Origin of the sequence: Aquidulcibacter sp., assembly GCF_049239865.1 — a bacterium.
Taxonomy (GTDB): Bacteria; Pseudomonadota; Alphaproteobacteria; order Caulobacterales; family Aquidulcibacteraceae; genus Aquidulcibacter.
The window spans coordinates 17,156-38,375 of record NZ_JBMLTR010000088.1 but is presented as its reverse complement, the minus strand read 5'-3'; the positions used below and the strand labels follow the sequence as shown (position 1 = coordinate 38,375).

Annotated in this window: 21 protein-coding genes and 1 tRNA gene; 12 read left to right on the top strand and 10 right to left on the bottom strand. The window is 55.8% G+C overall.

The features are described 5' to 3' along the window. Nucleotides 1–646: glycoside hydrolase family 5 protein (locus ACOVRA_RS06685; RefSeq protein WP_421719604.1), on the bottom strand; the 646-nt coding region annotated here is incomplete at its 3' end. A 318-nt stretch (nucleotides 647–964) separates the two neighbouring features. Between ACOVRA_RS06685 and ACOVRA_RS06680 the strand changes: the two genes are divergently transcribed. From ACOVRA_RS06680 to ACOVRA_RS06665, 4 genes are all read left to right on the top strand, one after another. After that, nucleotides 965–1,651, top strand: a complete 687-nt coding sequence (locus ACOVRA_RS06680) for a class I SAM-dependent methyltransferase (protein ID WP_085339136.1) — start codon at nucleotides 965–967, stop codon at nucleotides 1,649–1,651. Between the two features lie 120 nt (nucleotides 1,652–1,771). Next, complete coding sequence (locus ACOVRA_RS06675; protein WP_106407575.1) at nucleotides 1,772–2,476, top strand: CoA transferase subunit A; 705 nt, start codon at nucleotides 1,772–1,774, stop codon at nucleotides 2,474–2,476. Between the two features lie 50 nt (nucleotides 2,477–2,526). Further along, entirely contained in the window at nucleotides 2,527–3,156 is a 630-nt protein-coding gene (locus ACOVRA_RS06670) for a hypothetical protein (RefSeq protein WP_085339135.1), read from the top strand. After that, the gene (locus ACOVRA_RS06665) at nucleotides 3,156–3,797 is read left to right on the top strand and encodes a 3-oxoacid CoA-transferase subunit B (RefSeq protein ID WP_085339133.1); all 642 of its coding nucleotides are present in this window, start codon (nucleotides 3,156–3,158) and stop codon (nucleotides 3,795–3,797) included. The genes ACOVRA_RS06670 and ACOVRA_RS06665 overlap by 1 nt, the downstream gene beginning before the upstream one ends. Before the next feature lie 63 nt (nucleotides 3,798–3,860). On the opposite strand, the gene greA is transcribed toward ACOVRA_RS06665, so the two are convergent. Next, nucleotides 3,861–4,334: a transcription elongation factor GreA gene (greA, locus tag ACOVRA_RS06660; RefSeq protein WP_085339131.1), complete on the bottom strand. Its 474-nt coding sequence runs from the start codon at nucleotides 4,332–4,334 to the stop codon at nucleotides 3,861–3,863. 53 nt (nucleotides 4,335–4,387) lie between these two features. Continuing rightward, the gene (carB, locus tag ACOVRA_RS06655; RefSeq protein WP_421719603.1) at nucleotides 4,388–7,600 is read right to left on the bottom strand and encodes a carbamoyl-phosphate synthase large subunit; all 3,213 of its coding nucleotides are present in this window, start codon (nucleotides 7,598–7,600) and stop codon (nucleotides 4,388–4,390) included. A 180-nt stretch (nucleotides 7,601–7,780) separates the two neighbouring features. Here carB and ACOVRA_RS06650 point away from each other — a divergent pair, with 180 nt between their 5' ends. Beyond that, nucleotides 7,781–10,201 (top strand): amylo-alpha-1,6-glucosidase, encoded by a 2,421-nt coding sequence (locus tag ACOVRA_RS06650; protein ID WP_421719602.1) that lies wholly within the window; start codon nucleotides 7,781–7,783, stop codon nucleotides 10,199–10,201. 7 nt (nucleotides 10,202–10,208) lie between these two features. Here ACOVRA_RS06650 and ACOVRA_RS06645 read toward each other — a convergent pair whose 3' ends face one another. Next, nucleotides 10,209–11,999 carry an ATP-binding protein gene (locus ACOVRA_RS06645; RefSeq protein ID WP_421719601.1) on the bottom strand — a complete coding sequence of 597 codons (1,791 nt, stop codon included), beginning with the start codon at nucleotides 11,997–11,999 and terminating at the stop codon, nucleotides 10,209–10,211. A 122-nt stretch (nucleotides 12,000–12,121) separates the two neighbouring features. Next, nucleotides 12,122–12,907, bottom strand: coding sequence for a DUF3313 family protein (locus ACOVRA_RS06640; protein WP_421719600.1), 786 nt, complete (start codon nucleotides 12,905–12,907; stop codon nucleotides 12,122–12,124). 337 nt (nucleotides 12,908–13,244) lie between these two features. Here ACOVRA_RS06640 and ACOVRA_RS06635 point away from each other — a divergent pair, with 337 nt between their 5' ends. Beyond that, nucleotides 13,245–14,126 carry an alpha/beta hydrolase family protein gene (locus tag ACOVRA_RS06635; RefSeq protein WP_421719599.1) on the top strand — a complete coding sequence of 294 codons (882 nt, stop codon included), beginning with the start codon at nucleotides 13,245–13,247 and terminating at the stop codon, nucleotides 14,124–14,126. On the opposite strand, the gene ACOVRA_RS06630 is transcribed toward ACOVRA_RS06635, so the two are convergent. Then, complete coding sequence (locus tag ACOVRA_RS06630) at nucleotides 14,116–14,556, bottom strand: hypothetical protein (protein ID WP_421719598.1); 441 nt, start codon at nucleotides 14,554–14,556, stop codon at nucleotides 14,116–14,118. The two genes, ACOVRA_RS06635 and ACOVRA_RS06630, sit on opposite strands and share 11 nt — an antisense overlap. A 223-nt stretch (nucleotides 14,557–14,779) precedes the next feature. On the opposite strand from ACOVRA_RS06630, the gene ACOVRA_RS06625 reads away from it, so the two are divergent. Further along, the gene (locus ACOVRA_RS06625) at nucleotides 14,780–15,148 is read left to right on the top strand and encodes a hypothetical protein (RefSeq protein WP_421719597.1); all 369 of its coding nucleotides are present in this window, start codon (nucleotides 14,780–14,782) and stop codon (nucleotides 15,146–15,148) included. Between the two features lie 127 nt (nucleotides 15,149–15,275). Further along, nucleotides 15,276–15,575 carry a PRC-barrel domain-containing protein gene (locus ACOVRA_RS06620; protein ID WP_085339117.1) on the top strand — a complete coding sequence of 100 codons (300 nt, stop codon included), beginning with the start codon at nucleotides 15,276–15,278 and terminating at the stop codon, nucleotides 15,573–15,575. A gap of 55 nt (nucleotides 15,576–15,630) precedes the next feature. Here the strand turns inward: ACOVRA_RS06620 and ACOVRA_RS06615 are convergent, their stop codons facing one another. Continuing rightward, on the bottom strand, nucleotides 15,631–16,011 hold the full coding sequence (locus ACOVRA_RS06615; RefSeq protein WP_085339115.1) for an iron chaperone: 381 nt from the start codon (nucleotides 16,009–16,011) through the stop codon (nucleotides 15,631–15,633). Nucleotides 16,012–16,104: 93 nt separating this feature from the next. On the opposite strand from ACOVRA_RS06615, the gene ACOVRA_RS06610 reads away from it, so the two are divergent. After that, entirely contained in the window at nucleotides 16,105–16,494 is a 390-nt protein-coding gene (locus ACOVRA_RS06610) for an MbcA/ParS/Xre antitoxin family protein (protein ID WP_085339113.1), read from the top strand. Further along, a complete protein-coding gene (locus ACOVRA_RS06605; RefSeq protein ID WP_085339111.1) occupies nucleotides 16,491–17,183 on the top strand; it encodes an RES family NAD+ phosphorylase in 693 nt (230 codons plus the stop codon). Before ACOVRA_RS06610 ends, ACOVRA_RS06605 begins: the two co-directional genes overlap by 4 nt. A 34-nt stretch (nucleotides 17,184–17,217) precedes the next feature. On the opposite strand, the gene ACOVRA_RS06600 is transcribed toward ACOVRA_RS06605, so the two are convergent. Next, nucleotides 17,218–17,294 (bottom strand) — tRNA-Arg (locus tag ACOVRA_RS06600). A 79-nt stretch (nucleotides 17,295–17,373) separates the two neighbouring features. After that, entirely contained in the window at nucleotides 17,374–18,342 is a 969-nt protein-coding gene (gene ispH, locus ACOVRA_RS06595; RefSeq protein ID WP_421719596.1) for a 4-hydroxy-3-methylbut-2-enyl diphosphate reductase, read from the bottom strand. Nucleotides 18,343–18,472: 130 nt separating this feature from the next. Here ispH and ACOVRA_RS06590 point away from each other — a divergent pair, with 130 nt between their 5' ends. Both ACOVRA_RS06590 and argS read left to right on the top strand, forming a co-directional pair. Next, a complete protein-coding gene (locus ACOVRA_RS06590; RefSeq protein ID WP_421719595.1) occupies nucleotides 18,473–19,219 on the top strand; it encodes a hypothetical protein in 747 nt (248 codons plus the stop codon). Between the two features lie 12 nt (nucleotides 19,220–19,231). Next, nucleotides 19,232–21,016, top strand: a complete 1,785-nt coding sequence (gene argS / locus ACOVRA_RS06585; RefSeq protein WP_421719594.1) for an arginine--tRNA ligase — start codon at nucleotides 19,232–19,234, stop codon at nucleotides 21,014–21,016. Nucleotides 21,017–21,019: 3 nt separating this feature from the next. Here the strand turns inward: argS and ACOVRA_RS06580 are convergent, their stop codons facing one another. Further along, entirely contained in the window at nucleotides 21,020–21,220 is a 201-nt protein-coding gene (locus ACOVRA_RS06580; protein ID WP_421719593.1) for a DUF1289 domain-containing protein, read from the bottom strand.

Below are 21,220 nucleotides of genomic sequence, written 5' to 3'. Positions count from 1 at the left end.
CGCCAGCGAAAATCACCGTGCGCGTTGGGTTGGTTTTGCGAATAATGGTCAGAACTTCTGCCTGAACTTTGTTGACGCGCGGACCAGAAAACGCCTCTTGTGGCTCATTGATGATTTCAAACATCACTTTGGCCGGTGTGTTTTGATAGCGCGCCGCAATCTGCGCCCAGAGGGCAACGAGGCGTCGCTCATGCACGTCGGGATTCTCAAACAGCTCGGTATAGTGGCACAGGTTCAAGATGATGGTCAGGTCGTTGCGAATAGCCCAGATAACCACTTCGTCAATGCGGGCCATAAAGGTGGGGTCGAGCGTGTAGGGGGCTTGTTCCATCGCGTGGGCGGAAAATTTGATGGGCACGCGAATGGTATCAAAGCCTGCCGCGCGGATGGTTTTGAAGTCACGCTCGCGGATCTTATAGCCCCAATCGCCTTCGTTCGGGGCTTCCAGCGCGCCGGCCACATTGATGCAGCGCTCAACCGGGAAGGGCGCGCGGGGCAGTTGCGTCGACACCTGTGTCCGCGTCGGGACTTTGGTGGCCTGCCACACACCTTGCGCGACAGCGACCCCAACGCCAGAGCCGATCAAAACCGTCCCCAAAGCGCAAACCAGACCTGATTTGCGGCAGAATGATCGCAAGCGTTCCATGTTAGGCCTTCCTGATACGTCGCGGGCGTTGGTGCAAAGCGTGTGCCGCCGCACTTAAATACAAATGCATTTAGAGATGTTTCTCAAAATAGATTTGCAAGTGTGTCCTTGTTTCGCTGGAAAATACCAGACTAAACCTGCAAAGGCGAAGCTTTAATCGATCAATATTCGCCATGGCCAAAAACATGCATGTTATGTGTTCTTTTACAAAGGGTCGCTACAAGCGGGGCTCAATCCTGCGCGGCAATTGCTTCGATTTTGGGCCCCATTCGGTGGGGCTGATTTGAGGGCAGGCGCGCTCCTTTTTGGATACAGATCTTGATCAAGTCGTTCTTGCATTCCATCTCCGCCAAAGCCCGTGCCCGCCGTGGGGAGCAATTTTTGACGATGATGGGCGTTGAACCGCACCATCGGATTCTGGATTTGGGCGGCGGCAATGGCAGCCATTTTCACGCCATTGCGCCCCATCACAAAAACGTCCTGATCGCCGATCATTGGGCACCGGACCTTGAGCAGGCCAAGGCCAATTATGGCTATGAGACCATGCTGCTGGACGGCTCGAAAGAGGCTTTGCCATTTGACGATCGCGCGTTTGATATCGTCTTCTGCTCGTCGGTCATCGAACATGTGACCGGGCCAAAGCAGGCCATGTTGGACATGGATGACAATAAGGCCTTTGACGCCACGGCCATCGTGCACCAACAGCGCTTTGCCGATGAATTACGCCGCATCACCGACGGCTATTTCGTTCAGACGCCAAATGTCGATTTCCCACTCGAACAGCATTCGATGTTGCCCCAGCCCATTATCTTTCTGCCGCGCCCCTTACAGCGCCGTTTGATGAAGACTGTCGGCAAATTCTGGGTATCCAATGTCCAGCCAGATTGGCGCTTGCTGAATGAGGCCGACATGAAAGGCTTCTTCCCGGACGCCGAACTGGTGTTGGAAAAGGTTGCGGGCTTTACCAAGTCGATCACGGCTGTGCGCAAGCGCTCTGGCCAATAAGGGCCGCTTTGGGCCGATCCATAGGCCCTACACAAGAATTGCCACCCCTTCTGTCGCTTAGCGCTCGACAAAGCGTCTAGCCTTGCTAAACACGGGCGACGAAACCCGAAGGGCGTGACAGTGACCACCATTTATCCCAATGCGGCAGCCGCACTCGAAGGCCTCACCTTCGACGGCATGACCGTGATGTCCGGCGGCTTTGGCTTGTGCGGCATTCCTGAAAACCTGATCCTCGCGCTGCGCGACAGCGGCGTGAAGGGCATTAGCGTGATCTCCAACAATGCCGGGGTTGACGGCTTTGGCTTGGGTCTGTTGCTGGAAACCAAGCAGATCGCCAAAATGATCTCGTCCTATGTCGGCGAGAATAAAGAGTTTGAGCGCCAATATCTCTCAGGTGAGCTGCAGCTCGAGTTCAACCCCCAAGGCACGCTGGCAGAGCGTATTCGCGCCGGTGGGGCCGGGATCCCGGGCTTTTACACCAAGACCGGCGTCGGCACGAAAATCGCTGAAGGCAAAGAGCATAAGGATTTCGATGGCGAGACCTATATTCTCGAGACCGGTCTCAAAGCCGATGTGTCGCTGGTGAAAGCTTGGAAGGCCGATACGGCGGGCAATCTGATCTACCGCAAAACCGCCCGCAACTTTAACCCGATGATGGCCACGGCTGGCAAAATCTGCGTGGCGGAAGTGGAAGAGATTGTGCCTGTCGGCAGCCTAGACCCCGACCACATCCATACGCCCGGCATTTATGTGAAGCGCTTGGTACAAGGCAGCTTTGAAAAACGCATCGAACAGCGCACTGTGACCAAGAGGAATGCTGTCTGATGCCCAAGGCATCAAGTCAGTCAACTTTTATCCCAAGGCTAAGGCATGCCATGCGCAGCTTGGCTTTTTGCCTGATGTTAGCGCCTTTGAATTTGCACGCACGTGCTGCCGCTGAGGCTGAAGTGTCGCCACCTCATTCGTTTGATCTCCGATCTATGCAAGCTGAACCGCTTGCGGAAAATCGGCGAGCCTATCGCTTGATCTGGCACGCATGGCACAAGAAGCCCGGTATTCTTACTTTGTGGTGCGATCCCAAATCCTGTTCTGCCGAATTACGCCACACGGACGGATTTGGAACTTATCGGCAAGGTACCCTTACAGGCCTCTACACATTGCGAGTCGAGCGGACCAAGGCTTTGGAAGTTATGGCTGCTATAGATGCGGGTGGTCTGTGGACCTTGGATCCACAGGTGCGCGGCAAGGATGGCGCGCGCGTTGGCTTGCCTGAAGATTCGAAAGATGCACTATGCCTGCACGCGCCCCATTATTTTATCGAAGCCAAAGATTCTGGGCGTTCATTGCTGGCCTACCGCAATTGCCAGTCCAATTATATGGACGGCTTGACTGCTATGGCACCGCTGATCTCGTTGTTTGATGAGCTATTCCCCGTCCCATTAGCCTTGATTAAGCCGGACCCACCCAAAGAGACTGAAAAGTCAAAAGCTGGAGACCAAAAATAATGCCCTGGACCCGCGATGATCTCGCTGCCCGCGCCGCCAAAGAATTGCGTGATGGCTTTTATGTCAATCTTGGCATTGGCATCCCGACTTTGGTTGCCAATCATATCCCCGAAGGCATGACGGTTACGCTGCAGAGCGAGAATGGCATGTTGGGCATGGGGCCATTCCCGTTTGAGGGCGAGGAAGACGCCGACCTGATCAATGCTGGCAAGCAGACGATTACTGAATTGCCCCAGACGTCATTTTTCTCATCGTCCGACAGCTTTGCCATGATCCGCGGCGGCCATATCGATTTGTCTATTCTGGGTGCGATGGAAGTGTCAGAGACCGGTGACTTGGCCAATTGGATGGTGCCCGGCAAAATGGTCAAAGGCATGGGCGGGGCGATGGATTTGGTCGCAGGTGTGCGCCGCTGTGTCGTCGTGATGGAACATACCTCTAAAGACGGCGCACCAAAGCTTTTGCACAGCTGTCATCTGCCGCTGACGGGTTTGAAGGTCGTTGATCTGGTGATCACCGATCTGGCGGTCTTTTCCATTGACCGCAAAGCAGGGGGCATGTCGCTGATCGAACTGGCCACTGGCGTGACCTTGGATGAGGTCAAGGCCAAAACCGAAGCGACATTTGAAGTCCGCCTCTAACAAATAAAGCGGGCCCCTATGCAGGGGCCCGTTCCTTTTTTGTAAGCGTGGAGCCGAAAGGGCTCAGGCCCAAGTGACTGCCACGATCTCATAGCTCTTGGAGCCGCCGGGCGCTGCCACTTCCACAACATCGCCTTCTTCCTTGCCAATCATGGCACGGGCGATGGGGGAGGTGATGGAGATTTTGCCGAGTTTCACATCGGCTTCATCTTCACCCACGATTTTATAGACAGCCTTATGGTCGGTGTCTTCGTCAATGACGGTCACCGTGGCCCCAAACTTGACGTTCGAGCCTGACAATTTCGACACGTCGATCACTTGGGCGCGTGCTAATTTGTCTTCCAGCTCAGCGATGCGACCCTCAATATAGGATTGCCGCTCTTTGGCTGCGTGATATTCCGCATTCTCAGACAGGTCGCCATGCGAGCGCGCTTCTGAAATGGCGCCAATCACCGATGGGCGCTCGTCAGTCTTCAAACGTTTGAGTTCTGCATCGAGCGCCGCATGGCCCTCTGCAGTCATAGGGATCTTTTCCATTAGGGGGATTCCACAAAAAGGGGCTTATAGAGTGGTGTTTGGATCGTCTTTCGTCAAGCGTATGCTTGCAGTGGCTTAACTTGCAGGGTTTCTCCCTCGGCCGCTTCAATGGCCGTGGCAGCAGCGCGCGCGCCAGCAATCGTGGTGTAGTAAGAGATATTGGACACCAGAGCTGTACGTCGGATGGAGTAACTATCGGCGAGCGATTGCGCTCCCTCGGTTGTGTTGACAACCAATTGGATGTCGCCATTGATCATGGCGTCCACGATGTGGGGACGGCCTTCCATCACCTTATTGACGCGTTCAACCGGCACGCCCGCGTCACGCAGAACTTTCGCGCAGCCCTCTGTCGCCACGAGTTTGAAACCTAAGCGCACAAAATTGCGACCGAGTTCAGCAAGGGCTGGCTTATGGCTATCTTTCACCGACAAGAAGGCGGTGCCGCCTGCAGGCAAGCGCATGCCAGCCCCCAATTGCGACTTTAAGAACGCATGGCCAAAGTCGGTATCAATGCCCATACATTCGCCGGTGGAGCGCATCTCAGGTCCCAGAATCGGGTCAACGCCGGCAAAGCGGGCAAACGGGAAAACCGCTTCTTTGACAGCGACATGGTTGAGTTTCTTCTGCTTCAATCCAAAGCTCGCCAAGCTTTCGCCAGCTTGCAGTTTGGCGGCAATACGGGCGACTGGAATGCCGACTGCTTTGGCCACAAAGGGTGCCGTGCGCGAGGCGCGTGGATTGGCCTCCAACACATAAATCGTATCGTCCTTGATGGCATATTGGATATTGATCAGGCCCACCACATTCAGGCCCTTGGCCATCGCAATCGTCTGGGCTTCGATCTTGGCGATGATCTCGGCCGACAAAGTATAGGGCGGTAGGGCGCAAGCGCTGTCGCCTGAGTGAATACCGGCTTCCTCGATATGTTCCATAATGCCCGCAACGAATACGTCCTTGCCATCCGACAAAGCGTCGACATCGACTTCGATGGCATCGCGGAGATATTGGTCGATCAAGACGGGGTTGTCGCCCGACACAATCACCGCCTCGCGCACATAGCGTTCAAGGCTTGTTTGATCATAGACAATTTCCATGCCCCGGCCGCCCAGCACATAGGAAGGACGCAGCACCACGGGATAGCCAACCGCCTGTGCACCCAGAATCGCTTCTGCTTCGGTGCGGGCAATCGCATTGCGGGGTTGGAGCATGTTGAGCTCGTTTAGAAGCGCTTTAAAGCGCTCGCGGTCTTCGGCGATATCAATCGCGTCCACGCTGGTGCCGAGGATGGGCACGCCAGCTTGCTCGAGCGGGTGGGCGAGTTTCAGAGGGGTTTGACCGCCAAACTGCACGATGACACCCAAAAGTGTGCCGCTTTGCTTTTCGGTCTCGATGATTTCCAGCACGTCTTCGGCAGTCAGGGGCTCAAAATAGAGCCGGTCTGAAGTGTCATAATCAGTCGAGACCGTCTCTGGATTGCAATTGACCATGATGCTTTCAATGCCCAGCTCTTCGCAGGCAAAGGCGGCATGGCAGCAGCAATAGTCGAACTCAATGCCTTGGCCGATGCGGTTTGGACCACCACCCAGGATGATGATTTTCTTGGCCGCACTGGGTGCTGCCTCGCATTCGGTCTCATAGGTGGAATACATATAGGGCGTGGGCGAGGCGAATTCGGCTGCACAGGTGTCGATGCGCTTATAAGCTGGGCGGACACCAGCGGCGCGACGGGCAGCCCGCACGTCGATCTCACTCTTGCCGGCGATCTTGGCCAAGCGCTTATCGGAGAAGCCTTGCGCCTTCACAAAGCGCCAGTCGGCGGGGGCTTGTGGCAGACCTTGGGTCTCCAGCTTTTTCTCGGTCGCGATCAATTCGGCGAACTGATCCAAGAACCAAGGGTCGATCTTGCTGGCTGCATGAACTTCTTCCACGCTCATACCCATGCGCAAGGCTTGGCCGACCACCAAAATGCGGGTGGGGGTTGGGATGGTCAAAGCCTGATGCAGCGCTTCTTTGTCATTGCCGATTTCGAGGAAAGGATCAAAGCCGTCGAGGCCTGTTTCCAGCGAGCGCAAAGCCTTTTGAAAGCTTTCTTGGAACGTCCGGCCAATCGCCATGGCTTCGCCCACCGACTTCATGGAGGTGGTCAAAGTCGTGTCGGCACCCTTGTATTTCTCAAAGGCAAAGCGGGGAATTTTTGTGACGACATAGTCAATCGAGGGTTCAAACGAGGCAGGGGTTGCGCCGCCCGTAATGTCATTGGCGATTTCATCAAGCGTATAGCCAATCGCGAGCTTGGCCGCGACTTTCGCGATGGGGAAGCCCGTAGCCTTGGATGCCAAAGCGGAGGAACGCGACACACGCGGGTTCATTTCAATCACCGTCATCCGGCCATCGGCGGGATTGACGGCAAATTGCACATTGGAGCCACCAGTCTCGACCCCGATTTCGCGCAAGACGGCAATCGAGGCATCACGCATGCGCTGATATTCTTTGTCGGTCAGGGTGAGCGCTGGGGCGACCGTGATGGAATCGCCTGTATGGACGCCCATCGGGTCGATATTTTCGATGGAGCAAATGATGATGCAATTGTCCGCTTTGTCGCGAACCACTTCCATCTCATATTCTTTCCAGCCCAATACGCTTTCTTCAACCAGCACTTCGCCCACGGGGCTGGCGGCAATGCCGCTGGCGCAGATGCGCCTAAACTCGTCGACATTATACGCGATACCACCGCCCGTGCCGCCCAGCGTAAAGCTGGGGCGAATGATGGCGGGCAGGCCGACGAAGGGCAGGGCGGCCATGGCTTCTTCAACCGTGTGGGCGATTTTGGACTTGGGGCTTTCAAGGCCGATTTTGTCCATCGCATCCCGGAATTTCAGGCGGTCTTCGGCCTTTTCGATGACGTCCGCTTTTGCGCCAATCATCTCCACATTATATTTCGCCAAAACCCCGGTCTTTTCCAGCGTCAACGCGCAATTCAGCGCCGTCTGCCCGCCCATGGTGGGCAGGACCGCGTCTGGGCGTTCCTTGGCGATGATCAGCTCCACCACTTCAGGCGTGATCGGCTCGACATAGGTTGCGTCGGCCAGATCCGGGTCGGTCATGATGGTGGCGGGATTGGAATTGACCAGAATGACCCGGTAGCCTTCTTCCTTCAGCGCCTTACAAGCCTGCACACCCGAATAGTCAAATTCACACGCCTGACCAATCACGATGGGGCCCGCCCCGATGATCAGAATGGATTTCAGGTCTGTGCGTTTAGGCATGGGGGCGTCCGTTCGAGGCTCTAATTTGTTTCAGGGTGCCAGTCGCAAAAAGCCCTCCCGAGCGGATAGCACGCTGGGAGGGCCTTGGAAGGCGGTAGCTGTTAACGCCTATGGGAGAGTCTAGCAAGTGTTTTACACCTTGATTAGGCTGCAGCCTCTATTTTGGATTGGGGATTATTCATGCGCAGACGTTCTTTGCTGGTCGCCGCGGCTTCTACTGGCGCGCTGAGCGTTCTACCGAAAGGCGCGCAAGCGACCTCTGAGGCCGCCCAATCCTTCCCCGTCCTCGAAAGTCTCGCCATGCCGGTGCGCGCGGCGGAGAACCGGCAATATAGCTTTACCGACAAGGCCTCGGCCTATTTTTATGGGCGTACCCATCAGGAAAAGACCGATGATTGGTTCTATGGCTGGAATGTTGCCACCAAGCGGATTTTTCAGGACTATCGCCTCATTCATAATGGCAGGCCCCTCCAGCGCGCCGAGGCGAATGTGGTGGTCAGCCCGCATGCGATCACGCGTGATTATGGGCGGGTCAAAGAAACGCTTCGGCTGTTTGACGGTCTGACAGCGCTCCATTTAGACGTAGAGACGGATCTGCCCGGCACCTTGGTGTTTGACTTTGAGGGCGATATCCAAGGCTCTGGTAGCGGCGATAAGGACGGGGTTTGGTTTCAGCCCAAAGAGGCACCTACGTCTTGGATGCTCGTCGCACCTGTTGAGCCATCTAGTCACGCTTTTGCCGTGAATGAGATTTTGGCCATTCAAACGCCTTCGGCGGGCTTTTTCATCCTGCTTGGCCCATCTAAGGCCGAGGTGCGTCGTTCTCTAAGCCAACTGCGCCGGACCTATCAAAGCCTGACGACTGCCCGCATGGCGCGGATGGAGGCTTTGGTCTCAGGCTCTAGAGCCCTAGATGCAGGCGACCCAGATCGCACCAAAGCGCTTTTGTGGATGCGCCTGACGGCAGACCAATTGGTGATGAAGCAGATGGGAACGGGCATATATGCGGGCCTGCCGTGGTTCAATGATTATTGGGGCCGAGACACTTTTATCTCCATCACCGGCACTTTGTTTGTCACCGGCCAATATGATGTCGCTGCCGATGTGTTCCGCAGTTTTGCCGCCTTACAAGATAGGGACCCCAAGTCCAAAACCTATGGCCGCATTCCCAATCGCGCTCGACCCGATGGCGTGCAATATAATACCGCCGACGGCACGCCGAGGTTTATCATTACCTTGGCTGATCTAGTTTTCCGGTCGGGAAATGACGCCTTGGCTAAAGAACTTTTGCCAACTGTCATGCGGGCCATTGAAGGCATGTTGGACCATGACTTAGACGAAAGCGGCCTTATCACCCATGGCGATGCCGACACTTGGATGGACGCCAAGGAAAAAGGTGTGCGGGCTTTTTCACCGCGTGGCAATCGGGCGATCGATATCCAAGTCTTGTGGCTTGAAGCGATTGAAGTGGCAATAAATTCCACCGGTCTTGCAACAACAGATCCGGTTTTGATGACCCGAGCATTGGATGCCATGGGGTCTATCAGCAAAGGCCTTGCAGAAAAGTTTGTCGACAAGGCGACAGGAAAACTTGTCGACCATCTAAAGCCAGACGGTAGCCCTGATCTGGCGCTTAGGCCGAATGCTTTCTTTGCGCTAGAGACAATTTCTAAAGTGTCCTATCGGGACGAGATTGATCTGGTTTCCCATATGAAGCAGAAATTGCTCTGGTCGCGCGACCTCTGGAAGGGCCTCGTTTATCCATGGGGTGTGGCGACCTTGAGCCAGGAGGATCCTGAGTTTCATCCTTATCACGAGCATTGGCATTATTATCATAAGGACGCCGCCTATCATAACGGCACGGTCTGGCCGTGGCTGAATGGCGTCGCCATGACCACCTTGCTGCGCTATGGCGTCCAAAAAGAGCCGTGGCAGCTGTTTGAAAACATGAACCGCCAAGCCTTACGCGAAGGCGCTGTGGGCAGCCTGGCCGAATGCGCCGACGCTCTACCCGTGCCCGGTGCCACGTGGGCGCGCCGAACGGGCACTTTCCTGCAAGCTTGGTCAAACGCAGAGCAATTACGCGTTTGGCATGAAGAGATTCTGGGTGTCCGAATTCGAGGGGGCGGGACGGAAGTTTTGATCGAGCCGCAATTGCCCAAAAGTGTCTTAAATGTCTCCATGAACACGCCTTTGAAAAAGGGCGTTCTTAAAGGTCATTGGCATCGTAGCAATGCTCATACTTGGGCATTTGAACTTCAAGGTGCTGATGCGGTTTTGCTCTTCTCAACCGATGCAACTGGGCAGGATTGGGTACGCTGGCCCATCAAGGCAGGTCAGCGGGTTGAGATCATTGAGGATCAGGGTCGCCTCAAACTAACCGCCTATGATCACCAAAATCGAGTAATTGGCGAAACCATCAGTGGGTTGGATAAGTTAGTTGATGGCGATCGTTCCTTGTTTGAGGCACAGCGTCAGCAACAAAAAGCTTTCGAGAGCCTCCGCGACGAAATTTTCGCCGACCTCGGCTTCTGCGAACCCCGCCTGCAGCCCAATCTCAAAAGTCTATCGGTCTATCACGACCCACCGCTGACCTATTAGGGCGGGTTTAGCCAATCAGACGGCTTTGAAGATCCGCATCGGGTTCGCCATTTTCGTCATGTTCCATGAACAAGGCTTCCGTCATGCCCGTGACGAGGGTGGCGGGCGTGACGGGTTTGGCGATGTGAACGTCACAACCCGCAGCAAGGGCTGCCTGCACATGTTCGCTCATGGCGTTCGCGCTCAACATGGCGATCGGGGTGCGGGGTAGGTTGTTCTGCTTTTCCCATGCCCGGATCGCTTGGGTAGCCGCAAGGCCATCCATTTCCGGCATCATCATATCCATCAGGATCAGGTCAAAGCTGTCGATCTTGAAGAAGGCCAAGGCCTCGCGCCCATTGGCGGCCATCACCGGCGTCATGCCCATAGGCTCCAGCATAAAGGTGATGACTTTTTGGTTGATCGGATTGTCTTCAGCTACCAGTACCCGCAAGCCAGTCGGCCCAACAGAACTGTCATTTAAGGATAAGGCGTCATCCAAAGTCACAGGGGCTGGCAGACGCGGATTGGCCTTAAGTGCCTCGGCGTTTTTGACTTGAATGCGCACTTCAAACCGACTGCCCGCGCCCAATTGCGAGGTCGCTGAAATGCTGCCATCCATCAATTCGCACAAGCTTTTGCAAATGGAGAGGCCGAGGCCCGTGCCTCCAAAGCGGCGGCTGATGCTGTTATCGGCTTGCTCAAAGCGGCTAAACAAATGCTGGCTGGCCTTGGGATCAAAGCCGATGCCGGTATCGGACACCTGGATGCGAAGCTCAACGCTATCGCCGTCAATCTCCAGCGCATCAACCTCGACGTCGACCCGGCCCTTATCAGTGAATTTGATGGCGTTGGACGTGAGGTTCGAAATGATCTGCCGAATACGAACTGCGTCGCCCAGATAGCGGCCTTCGGCCTCTGGCGGGATGATGAGACTGAACACCACGCCTTTTTCTTCCGCGCGTGTCCGGAACGTATGGGCAGCGGTCTCGATGGTTTCGCGCAAGTCAAATGGCGCGATGGAGAGTTCCAGCTTGTCGGCTTCGATCTTCGCGCTATCCAGCACATCAGACACTAGGCGCTCTAAGGTTTCCCCAGACGTGCGGACCAGATTGACCATCTCATGTTGGGAAGCGGTCAACTTCGTATTGTTCAGGACCTCTGCCAGTCCGACGATGCCATTCAACGGCGTGCGGATTTCGTGGCTCATGGTCGCCAAGAATTGCGACTTCGCGTCACTGGCGAGGCTTACTTGTGCCAGTGTCTTGGCAAGCTTGGTTTCGCGCTGCCAACTTTGAAGCGCCGCACTCAGATTATAGGTCAGCAGGAACACCATCGCGATGCTGGCTTGGAATACCGCAGCGTCGGGATAGGCGTGGCTGACAATCATCACGGCCGGCACAGCGATAATCCCCATCACGAGGGGAAGGGCTGCGGCCAAAAAGGCGCTGACATAGGTCAGGCTGGTGGAAATGACATGGGTCAAAGCCCCGACCAGAATTGCCAGAGCAATGATCAGGGGGCCAATCTCGCCCGTCTTGACGAGGGCAAGCGCGCCTGCGACCCAAACGCTGGAGCCAAATACCATATTGGCGCAAAAGAGCCTGCGGTTAAGCGCGCCCTTTACAGGGTCCTTGTTCGATTTCAGGCCAATGAGAAGCTCAAGCCCTTCATTGAGGGCAAAGGCTGCAAACCAGAGAATGGCGGCCAAGCCATCAATGCCCCACAGCAACAGACCCGTGAACCCGATGGCCGCCAAGGTGCGGCTTGGGAGGTCGTCGCGCAGCCGTTTGATTAGCTCTAAATAGGACTGGTGCACGCCGTTACTCTCCCCGTCTGGAGAAAGCTTAAAGGTTGGAGCTTTATTTTCGGTTAGCTTGGACGCTGCATTTGCACTAGTTTTGAAGAAAAACCCCAGAAAATTCGACGTTTTCTTAGCCTTTAGTTGTTTTGGGGTGTTGGACTATTTGGCCTCGGTACATGCAGGCCAATGACTTGGCCTGCAGCCAGTCGGCCGAGGTCTAGCCGCGCGCCATGCTTCTGGCAGGGGTCTTGCGCGGGGAGGGCGCGTTTTGGCTTTCCCGGTTCAACCAGAAAGTCTGCAAAATCATCAGCAAAGTTGGCGGTGAAGCGGTGGGCATCGCCCACTTCTGACAGCGAGCCTTCATCCATCACCACGCCTGCGCCGCGCGACCAAGCCATAGCCGCCGCTTGTTGCCCATCGGCAAGGTCTAAGCGCGCTTCAATACTGAGGCCGCCCCGGCCGACAGGCAAGCGAACAGAACCGCCCGGCAGGAACCAACTGACCGCCGCTGAAGCAGCCGATGCGGTCGCGCTGGTCTCTTGTAAGCGCGTGATAACGGCTTGGACCCGCGCAGCGGATGGATCTTCTGGGCCGACAAGTTCGAAACGCCGTGACAATTGAAAGCAAAGCTGACGATCCAGTTCGCCCAACACCAAAAGGCGCGACTCGGGCGTGATTGTATCTGGAATGTCACCACCCTCCTGAAGTTTTGCGGGTAGGAGCGTCAGTTTCTGGACGGCCCGCAAAGCGCTAAGGTCGCGCTGGCGCTCAATCTGCGCCCGCACGGTGCCAGACACCTTCTCCATGCCGGCCTGATTGGTCAGAAAGCCCGTTTGTGTCGGCGGTTTCGTCGCGCAAGCGGGCAGGGCGAGGAGGGTAAGGAAGACGGTGCTTACTGCGCCAATGCGCGGGGCGGAGATCATATCAAAAGCCATATCGGTCGGAGGAAGGGCAAGCAAAGATGCCCGTCACGGGGACATAGCACGATTGGTTCGCTTGGCCTCTCGATCACCGCTTATTTTTTGCGGTCTCACGCCTTGTTGATGGAGCGGCTAAAAGGGGACCTTTGGCTGGTATTGAATCACCCCTCAATTGCTTGGATCATCTGCATTGACGTCAAATTTTACCAGCGGTAAGCTCTTGGAGGCTAAGATTTTAGCAGAGCCGCTGCTTAGTTTTGAGCGGAGACTGCGCCATCCTAGCGGGTGACTGTGCTGCCTCTGCACGAAAAGAATGATCCAATTTTGGGGGGATGCCGAAATGAAGCTCTGGATTATCATGTTGATTGTGTTGACTGGTTTTCCGGCCACGGCACAGGTCCAAATTCCGACCGCTGTCAACAGCGATCCTGAGCCGGACAAGGCGAATCCAGCAGCGACGATTGCCTTTAGTATCCCGACCGGCGGGGTTGAAGTGAATGCCTTGCTCTACCGCGCGGCAGGTGCCGGGCCTCATCCTACCGTGTTCGTCCTGCATGGCTGGCCGGGCAATGAAAAGAATTTCGATATTGCCCGATCTGCCCAGCGGGCAGGCTGGAATGCCATTACATTCAATTATCGGGGGTCTTGGGGCAGTCCGGGAAATTGGACGTTCGCGCACACGACAGAAGATACAGAGGCGGCGCTCGCTTATATCCGCCGAAAAGAGGTTACTGAACGCTTTGGGATCGACCCAAAGAAGATTGCCGTCGTGGGGCATAGCCTCGGTGGATGGCTCAGTATCCGGCTCGCAGCCGTTGATGGCGGATTACTCGGGGCTGCGGCCATATCTGCTCCCGACATGGGCGGCCAAGGTATTGCTGCGGCCAAAGATCGCAATGCCGCGATGCCCATCGCAATTGCAAACACCCGCGCCTTAGCGGGCAGCACGCCGGATCGCGCGACAGACGAACTTATCGCACGCGGCCCCGAATGGACTTACGAGAAGATGTTGCCGGGGTTGAAGGGCCAGAGGCTGCTTGTGCTTAGCTCTGACGACGGCTTTGGCCACTATTCTGATGCGCTATCGACTGGAGCGACGGCGGCTGGTGCGCAGGTTGAGAGACATCATGCACAGACAGACCATGCATGGTCCGATCGGCGCATTTTGTTGCAAGCCTATGTAATAAACTGGCTCGAGACTTTGACTGTAGTCAAAGATTGATTGGCCGCTCTCGCAGCGCCAGAAACAAGAAGATCAGGCCCAGCACCACCGTCAGGGGGCTGGCGTAATGCTCTGGTGGGTGATGACCTGTGACAGCACCTTTGAGGAACCAGCCATCAATCGCCGCCAAGGCCCGTGCCAAGATCACGGCCATCAGCGCCAACGGGACCAAGGTTCGGTAGCGCAGCCCAATGACGAACAACAACAGCGCAAAAGGGATTTGGATCGCCCCAAACCAAGCAAAAACCGCGATGATCGTGGCTCCTCGAACCGAAAGGTCCATGCCGGCAATAACCCCAGCCCCGCCATCGGGCAGGAAATAATGGATGAGGCCCGGAATAAATTCCGTCACCGCCACGAACATTAAAAACCAAGCGGAGATCTTCGCACCGCGATAATCGTCGTTCGTACTGGGTGGAAATAGTGCCATTTTTGGCCTCCTTGAGCCATCACAGCTTAGTGAACGCTCTCAAGGTGTCAACGCGGGTTTTCGTCGGACATCGAGGACTTGGGGAACTTTTGCCTTGGTTTAAAAGCCGGATGCGGAACCAAGGGCGAATAATGGCAAATACCAATCTTTAATGTAATTTCGGTATTGTATTCATATATGATTACTGGGGATTGCAATGTTTAAGTCTGTTGAATTGACTCCCATGAATTTAATTGGTGCAATTTTCGTAGCAGGTCTTCTCTCAATTAATATTGTGAGTTTCTTTGGTGCGGCAGCCGTAATTCCCTTATTCTTCTATATGTGGATTGCAGTTGCAGCCAACTTTTTGCCGATCGTTATTCTGGTCCTAGTTGCTGTCCAGCGCGAGCTGGCGCGTGATTTGGCGAAGGGTTTGACGGTATATTGGCTATATTGGACAATTATGTGGGTTGGTTGCGCCCATGGCCTATCGCGCTGGGGTGACCTAGAGCCGCTCAACACCGTGAACATGCCTTATACCGAGGTATTGTTCCAGCCATGGATCTATTTGAAGGCGTCAATCTTTCCAAAGGAAGAGCCCCAAGTAGAGTAAATGCCAGAGATTGGGCTCCTGCTCGCCGGGCATGTGCCCAACTCAATCCCTTGCGGAACAGCCAACCTATCCAAGCGTTGTGCACGTGAGCAAAGCTGCTCCTCAATCAATGCAAGGATACTCACCTATGGACCACAGCAAGCACATCCGCCTCACCGAATCCGAACTCAACGCCGCAACACTTGATGATGCGACCGTTTATGGGGCGGACGACGCCAAGATCGGCAAAGTCTCACATGTGCACGGCATGGGCATGTCTGGTGACGTCATCGTCGATGTCGGCGGCTTCTTGGGGCTGGGCACAAAGCCTGTTTCCTTGAAGATCAATCAATTGGACTTCATGCGTGACGAGCATGGCCATGTCCACGCCACGACCACATGGACCAAGGCGCAAGTTGAGGCGCTGCCTCAGCACATGCACAGCTAAGCTAACCAACTAAAGCGCTGCGCCGTAACAAACAAACGGCGCAGCGTAAGATCTCTCAGACCGTCCGACCATATTGGTTTGCGAGCGCTTCTGCGACCCGGCCAATAAGCTCTAAAGGTAGGGGCTCGCCATAGGGAAAACTCAAATTGCCCTTGGGTCCTCGAAATGCGGCAAGTTCGTCGACCAAAGCGTCAGGCTCCCTGAGGGGCGGATAGATGCCGATGTGTTTCTTGAAGGCGGCAAAATAGAAGAAAACCTTGCCCAACCGAAATGCTGGCATGCCATAGCTCACGCAGCGCTCTGCACCGTGCACCTTGCGCTCGACCAAGGCCTGAATGGCTTCCAATCGAAGTCTCACTTCCGGCGAAGCGGCTTGGAAGAAGCTTTCGTGATCCTTGGGGGCAAAGCTGCTGGGCATTTGGTTTTGGTCCTTCATGATAACAAGACCACAGCACTCATGGTTTGGTTCTTTTGAACTTGCATTTTAGGTCATATGGCCTTATCCTGAAGTTGCTTTGGAGCCCTTAAGATGTCCACTCTGGTTAAAACACGGCAATCGGTTGATGTTCAAGCAGTCGCGTTGAAGGCTTATGCACGCATAGCGCAAGCTTGGTCTCTTACGCAGAGCGAGGCGGCCGCGTTGGCGGACATGTCAGAGTCGACGTGGAAGCGTGCCAAGTCTCCCACCTATGCTGGTGAATTGTCACGCGATCAGATGCTAAGGCTCAGCGCCATTGTCGGACTTTATAAGTCCCTTGAAATTTACTTCGACGAAGCGCTCTCACGCGAGTGGGTGAAACTCCCCAATCGAGGGCCAGAATTTGACGGTGTCCGTCCAATGGATTCCATGATTAGCGGTGGACTGCCAAAGATACTTCGGGTCCGTGCCTATGTTGACGCCCTGAGGGGCGGCCTTTGAAGATAACTTCTGTCAAGGATCGGGCTCTCGTCCGTCTCATTCCTGCGGCGCATCACAAGCCGCCGATCCTGCGAGGCTTGGTCGACACGGATGACGAGGCTGCAATTCTCGCCGAACTTGAGGGAGAGACGAACGCAAGATTGATTGCAGAGCGGGAGGGTAGTCCAGCGCTAGATCGCCGCGAATTGGCTTTTGAGCGGCGCTCGCAGGATTTGAAGCTCTATGGTCAAAGCCATGTGAACGCGGCTTTCACCTATACGCGTGCAGGCGGCAATCGATTTAACGGCGGCGAGCGCGGCGCTTGGTATTGCGCTTGGGATGCCCTGACCTCGGTCGCGGAAGTCGGATTTCATCGCACGCGCGAGCTTGGCTATATCAACCGGTTCGAGCTTAAGGTGCAATATATCGAATTGCTGGCGGACTTCATCGGCGACTTCCCCGATCTTTGCGCCGATCCGACCAACCCTGCGCTGGATGCCGATCCAGACCGGGGCTATCCAGCGGGCCAAGCTTTGGCAGCCGATCTTAGGCGCGCTGGCCATCGTGGCCTTATTTATCCATCTGTCCGGCGTAAGAATGGGCAATGCTTCGTCGCCTTTGATCCGGGTGCCGTGCAGAATGTGAGACCAGGCGCATCCTGGATGCTCGCTTGGAACGGTAGCCCAGAGTTCAGCTTGATCGGTCTCTGAAGGCGCGCCACTCAAAAAGGGGTTGCACAAAAAATGGCGGTCCCGAAGGGACTTGAACCCCCGACCCATCGTTTAGGAAACGATTGCTCTATCCTGCTGAGCTACGGGACCGCACGGCCTATGCTTAGCGGGCGCGCGGCGGTTTGGGGAGGGGGGTGTTACAGAATTTGGCCCGAGAATTAGTCGGCGTTTAGTCCTGCGCCGTCGCGACCACGCGCGGTAGTTTGAAGATGACGTCTTCGCGCGTGACTTCCACATCTTGCAGCGTCACGCCAAAGCGTGCCTGACAGGCCGCAATCACCGCTTCGACCAAATCTTCTGGCGCACTGGCCCCGGCGGTGAGGCCCAGGGTGGAGATTCCGTCAAACCATGACCAGTCGATGCCATGGGCATCATCGATCAAATGGGCGGCTTTCGCCCCGGCGCGAAGGCCCACTTCCACCAGCCGAATAGAGTTGGACGAAGTTTTTGAGCCAATGACCAAGAGGAGGTCAGCTTTGGCCCCTAGCGCTTTGACCGCCTCTTGGCGATTCGTCGTCGCGTAGCAAATGTCTTCCTTATGCGGCGGCGAGATTTCGGGAAATTTGGCCTGTAATGCGCCGACAATCTCGGCTGTATCATCGACCGACAGCGTCGTTTGGGTCACAAAAGCGAGCTTTTTGGCATCTTTTGGCTGGAAATCAGCGATTTCTGCGACGTCTTGGATCAAGGTCACCGAGCCTTCGGGCAATTGGCCCATGGTGCCAATGACTTCAGGGTGACCTGCATGGCCAATGAGAACAATTTCACGCTCCGCATCAAAATGCCGTTGGGCTTCGACATGGACTTTGGAGACCAAAGGGCAGGTCGCATCGACAAAAATCATATTGCGGCGTGAGGCCTCTTCCGGCACCGATTTCGGTACGCCGTGGGCGGAAAACACCACAGGACGGTCTGTTGGGCATTCGTCTAATTCTTCAACAAAAACAGCGCCTAATCGCTTCAATCTTTCCACGACATGGACGTTGTGGACGATCTCGTGACGGACATAGACAGGGGCACCCCATTTCTCAATCGCGCGCTCAACAATCTGGATGGCGCGGTCAACACCGGCGCAAAAGCCGCGCGGTGCAGCGAGCAAAATCGTCAAAGGAGGGGTAGGGGCTGTAACTTCCGACATGATTTCTCCGGTGGCATTGCCTTGTTGGCGCCGCATTGCGTTGCTTGAAGCAAGACTGACCTCTAAAGACATGGTCTATAATTGCGGCAGTGCCAAGATGGTCTGCTTCGCTTCTTCTGTGGAATGCAACATGCGCCCCCAAGCTATTGCCTTTGTGATCACTTCGTCCATCCTTTTTGCCGCTTGCTCGTCCTTGCCATTTGTAGGCAATCGCGATGGCCGCAATAAGGCCCCGCCGCCGATGTCAGAGGCTGACGCGCCAGCCGCAGAAGCGCCAAAGCCTGCGGTTGAGGCTAAGGCAGGGGATGCTGAAACCTTAGAGACCCCAGTCGGCCCCCCCCGCAAACGCGGCTTCTTTTCAGGGCTCGCCAAGACACTCGGCAGTGATTCAGGCGTCGCCAATGTTGGGCCGTGTCCAGCTGTGCGGGTGTTGTATGATGCGCAGCGTTTTGTGGAGCTTGACGGGCCAGAGCGGTTTGAGAATGTCGGCTATACGGGCGAGATTTTGAACGTCAATTCAGATTGCCGCTATGTTGGCAGCGATCCAATTACCATTAATCTGGAATTGGATATGGCGTTTGGCAAAGGTCCTAAGGCGAAGGGTGCCTATAAGGACGCTAAATATTGGGTGACTGTCACGCGCAAGGACATCGCCGTCATCAGCCGCCAAGTCTATACCCAACGGGTTGCGATTCCAGCAGGCTCTGACCGGGTTGCCTTGAAGTCCTTACCGATCGCAATAGAAATCCCCCGTGCCAATAAGGACATTGCTGGGGCGAACTTTGAGGTGCTGGTCGGCTTTGAATTGACGCCAGAGCAATTGGACTTCAACCGCAATGGTAAGCGCTTCCGTGTGGATGCTGGCGTTCCACGCTAAAGGCCCAATCCCATGACCCATTTTGCGTTTCAATTAGCCCACAAGTTGGGGGATGCTTTCGCTGATCTAGGCTTAAGCCGGGATCTGGGTGCGGTTGTGCGCGCCCAAAAGGCAGAGTTCGGCCATTTTCAGTGCAATGGCGCGATGGCTGGGGCCAAGCAGGCAGGCAAAAACCCGCGTGAGGTCGCAACCGCCGTTGCCGCAAGACTTGCCAAAGACCCCGATATAGCCCGCGTAGAGGTCGCTGGCCCCGGGTTCCTCAACATCACCTTGTCGGATGCTGCTTTGGTCGCCCAAGCTGAAACCATCGCCGCAGATGGCCGCGCGGGCGCGCAGCTGGTTGAGGTGCCGCGTCGGGTCATTGTCGACTATGCGGGGCCGAATGTCGCCAAGTCCATGCATGTTGGCCATTTGCGCGCGACCATTATTGGCGACAGCATCAAGCGGCTTTACCGCTTCCGCGGCGATCAGGTGTGGGGTGATGCGCACTTTGGGGACTGGGGTTTCCAAATGGGCCTGTTGATTGCCACTTTGGCGCAAGAACTGCCGGACCTTCCCTATTTCGATGCCAACTTTACCGGACCGTATCCAGATGCCAGCCCGGTTCAGTTGTCCGATCTGGAGCGCATTTATCCAGCAGCGGCTGCTTTGGCCAAAACCGATGTCGAGGCGCGCGACCGCGCCCGTAAAGCCACAGCCGAGCTGCAAGCAGGCCGGCCCGGCTATCGCGCGCTGTGGCAGCATTTTGTGGCCGTCTCACGCGGGGCTTTGGAGCGCGAGTTTGCTGCCCTAGGCGTGACCTTTGATCTGTGGCTGGGCGAGAGCGATGCAGATCCCTTGATCCCCGACATGATCACAGACTTGGAAGCCAAAGGTCTGTTGCAAGATGATCAAGGCGCGCGGGTAGTCTTTGTGCACGACAGAATGGTGCCGAAGAAGGATGGCGGCGAGGGGCCAAATGTTGCGCCCCTGCTGGTGGTCTCGTCAGAAGGTTCGGCCATGTATGGCACAACTGATCTGGCCACCATTGTTGACCGTGTAAAGCGCTTCCAAACCGATCTGATCATCTATTGCGTCGATCAACGCCAAGCCGATCACTTTGAAACCGTGTTTCGTGCGGCGGACAAGGCTGGCTATATGCCGCGTGAGGGCCTCGACCATATCGGTTTTGGCACGATGAATGGCCAAGATGGCAAGCCGTTTAAAACCCGCGAAGGCGGCGTCTTAAAGCTGCACGACCTCATCACCCAAGTGCAGGAAAAAGCCCAAGCCAAGATTGATGAGGCCGGCGTCGGCCAAGACTGGCCACAAGACGAACGCGCCGACATCGCGCACAAAGTTGGTATTGCGGCCCTGAAGTTTGCCGATCTGCAGAACTTCCGCGGTACGTCCTATATCTTTGACTTAGATCGGTTCTTGAGTTTTGAAGGCAAGACGGGGCCTTATCTCCTTTATGCGGCCGTCCGGATCAAATCGATCCTACGTAAGGCGGATGAAGCAGGCTTTGCTGCTGGTCCAGTGGTGAGCCTGGAAGGCGCAGAGCGCGATTTGATCTTGGTGCTGGATGGCTTTGAGCATGCCCTTCGCGGGGCCTATGACAAGCGCGCGCCCCATATTTTGGCGGACCATGCCTATAGCTTGGCTGGGGCGTTTTCGGCCTTCTACGCGGCCTGTCCGATCATGAATGCGGCAGAGGCGGACGTGCGCGCGTCGCGCCTGACTTTGGCTAAGGCGACCTTGACGCAATTGCTGATCGCACTCGATCTTCTTGGGATCGAAGCACCCGAGCGGATGTGATCTTTAGCGAGACTGGGTCTGATAAATCGGGTCCAGCCTGTCGCGGCGATTGGGCAATTCTTCTGTGATCGCGGCGCGCTGGTCCGGCGTAAAGCGCATCCATTGCGCAATCTCTGGCAAGGTACGGTAACAACCGAGGCAGAGGCCCGATTGCGGCTCTACACAGCAAACTTTGATGCAGGGTGTCGCGATCGGTTCGGCCAT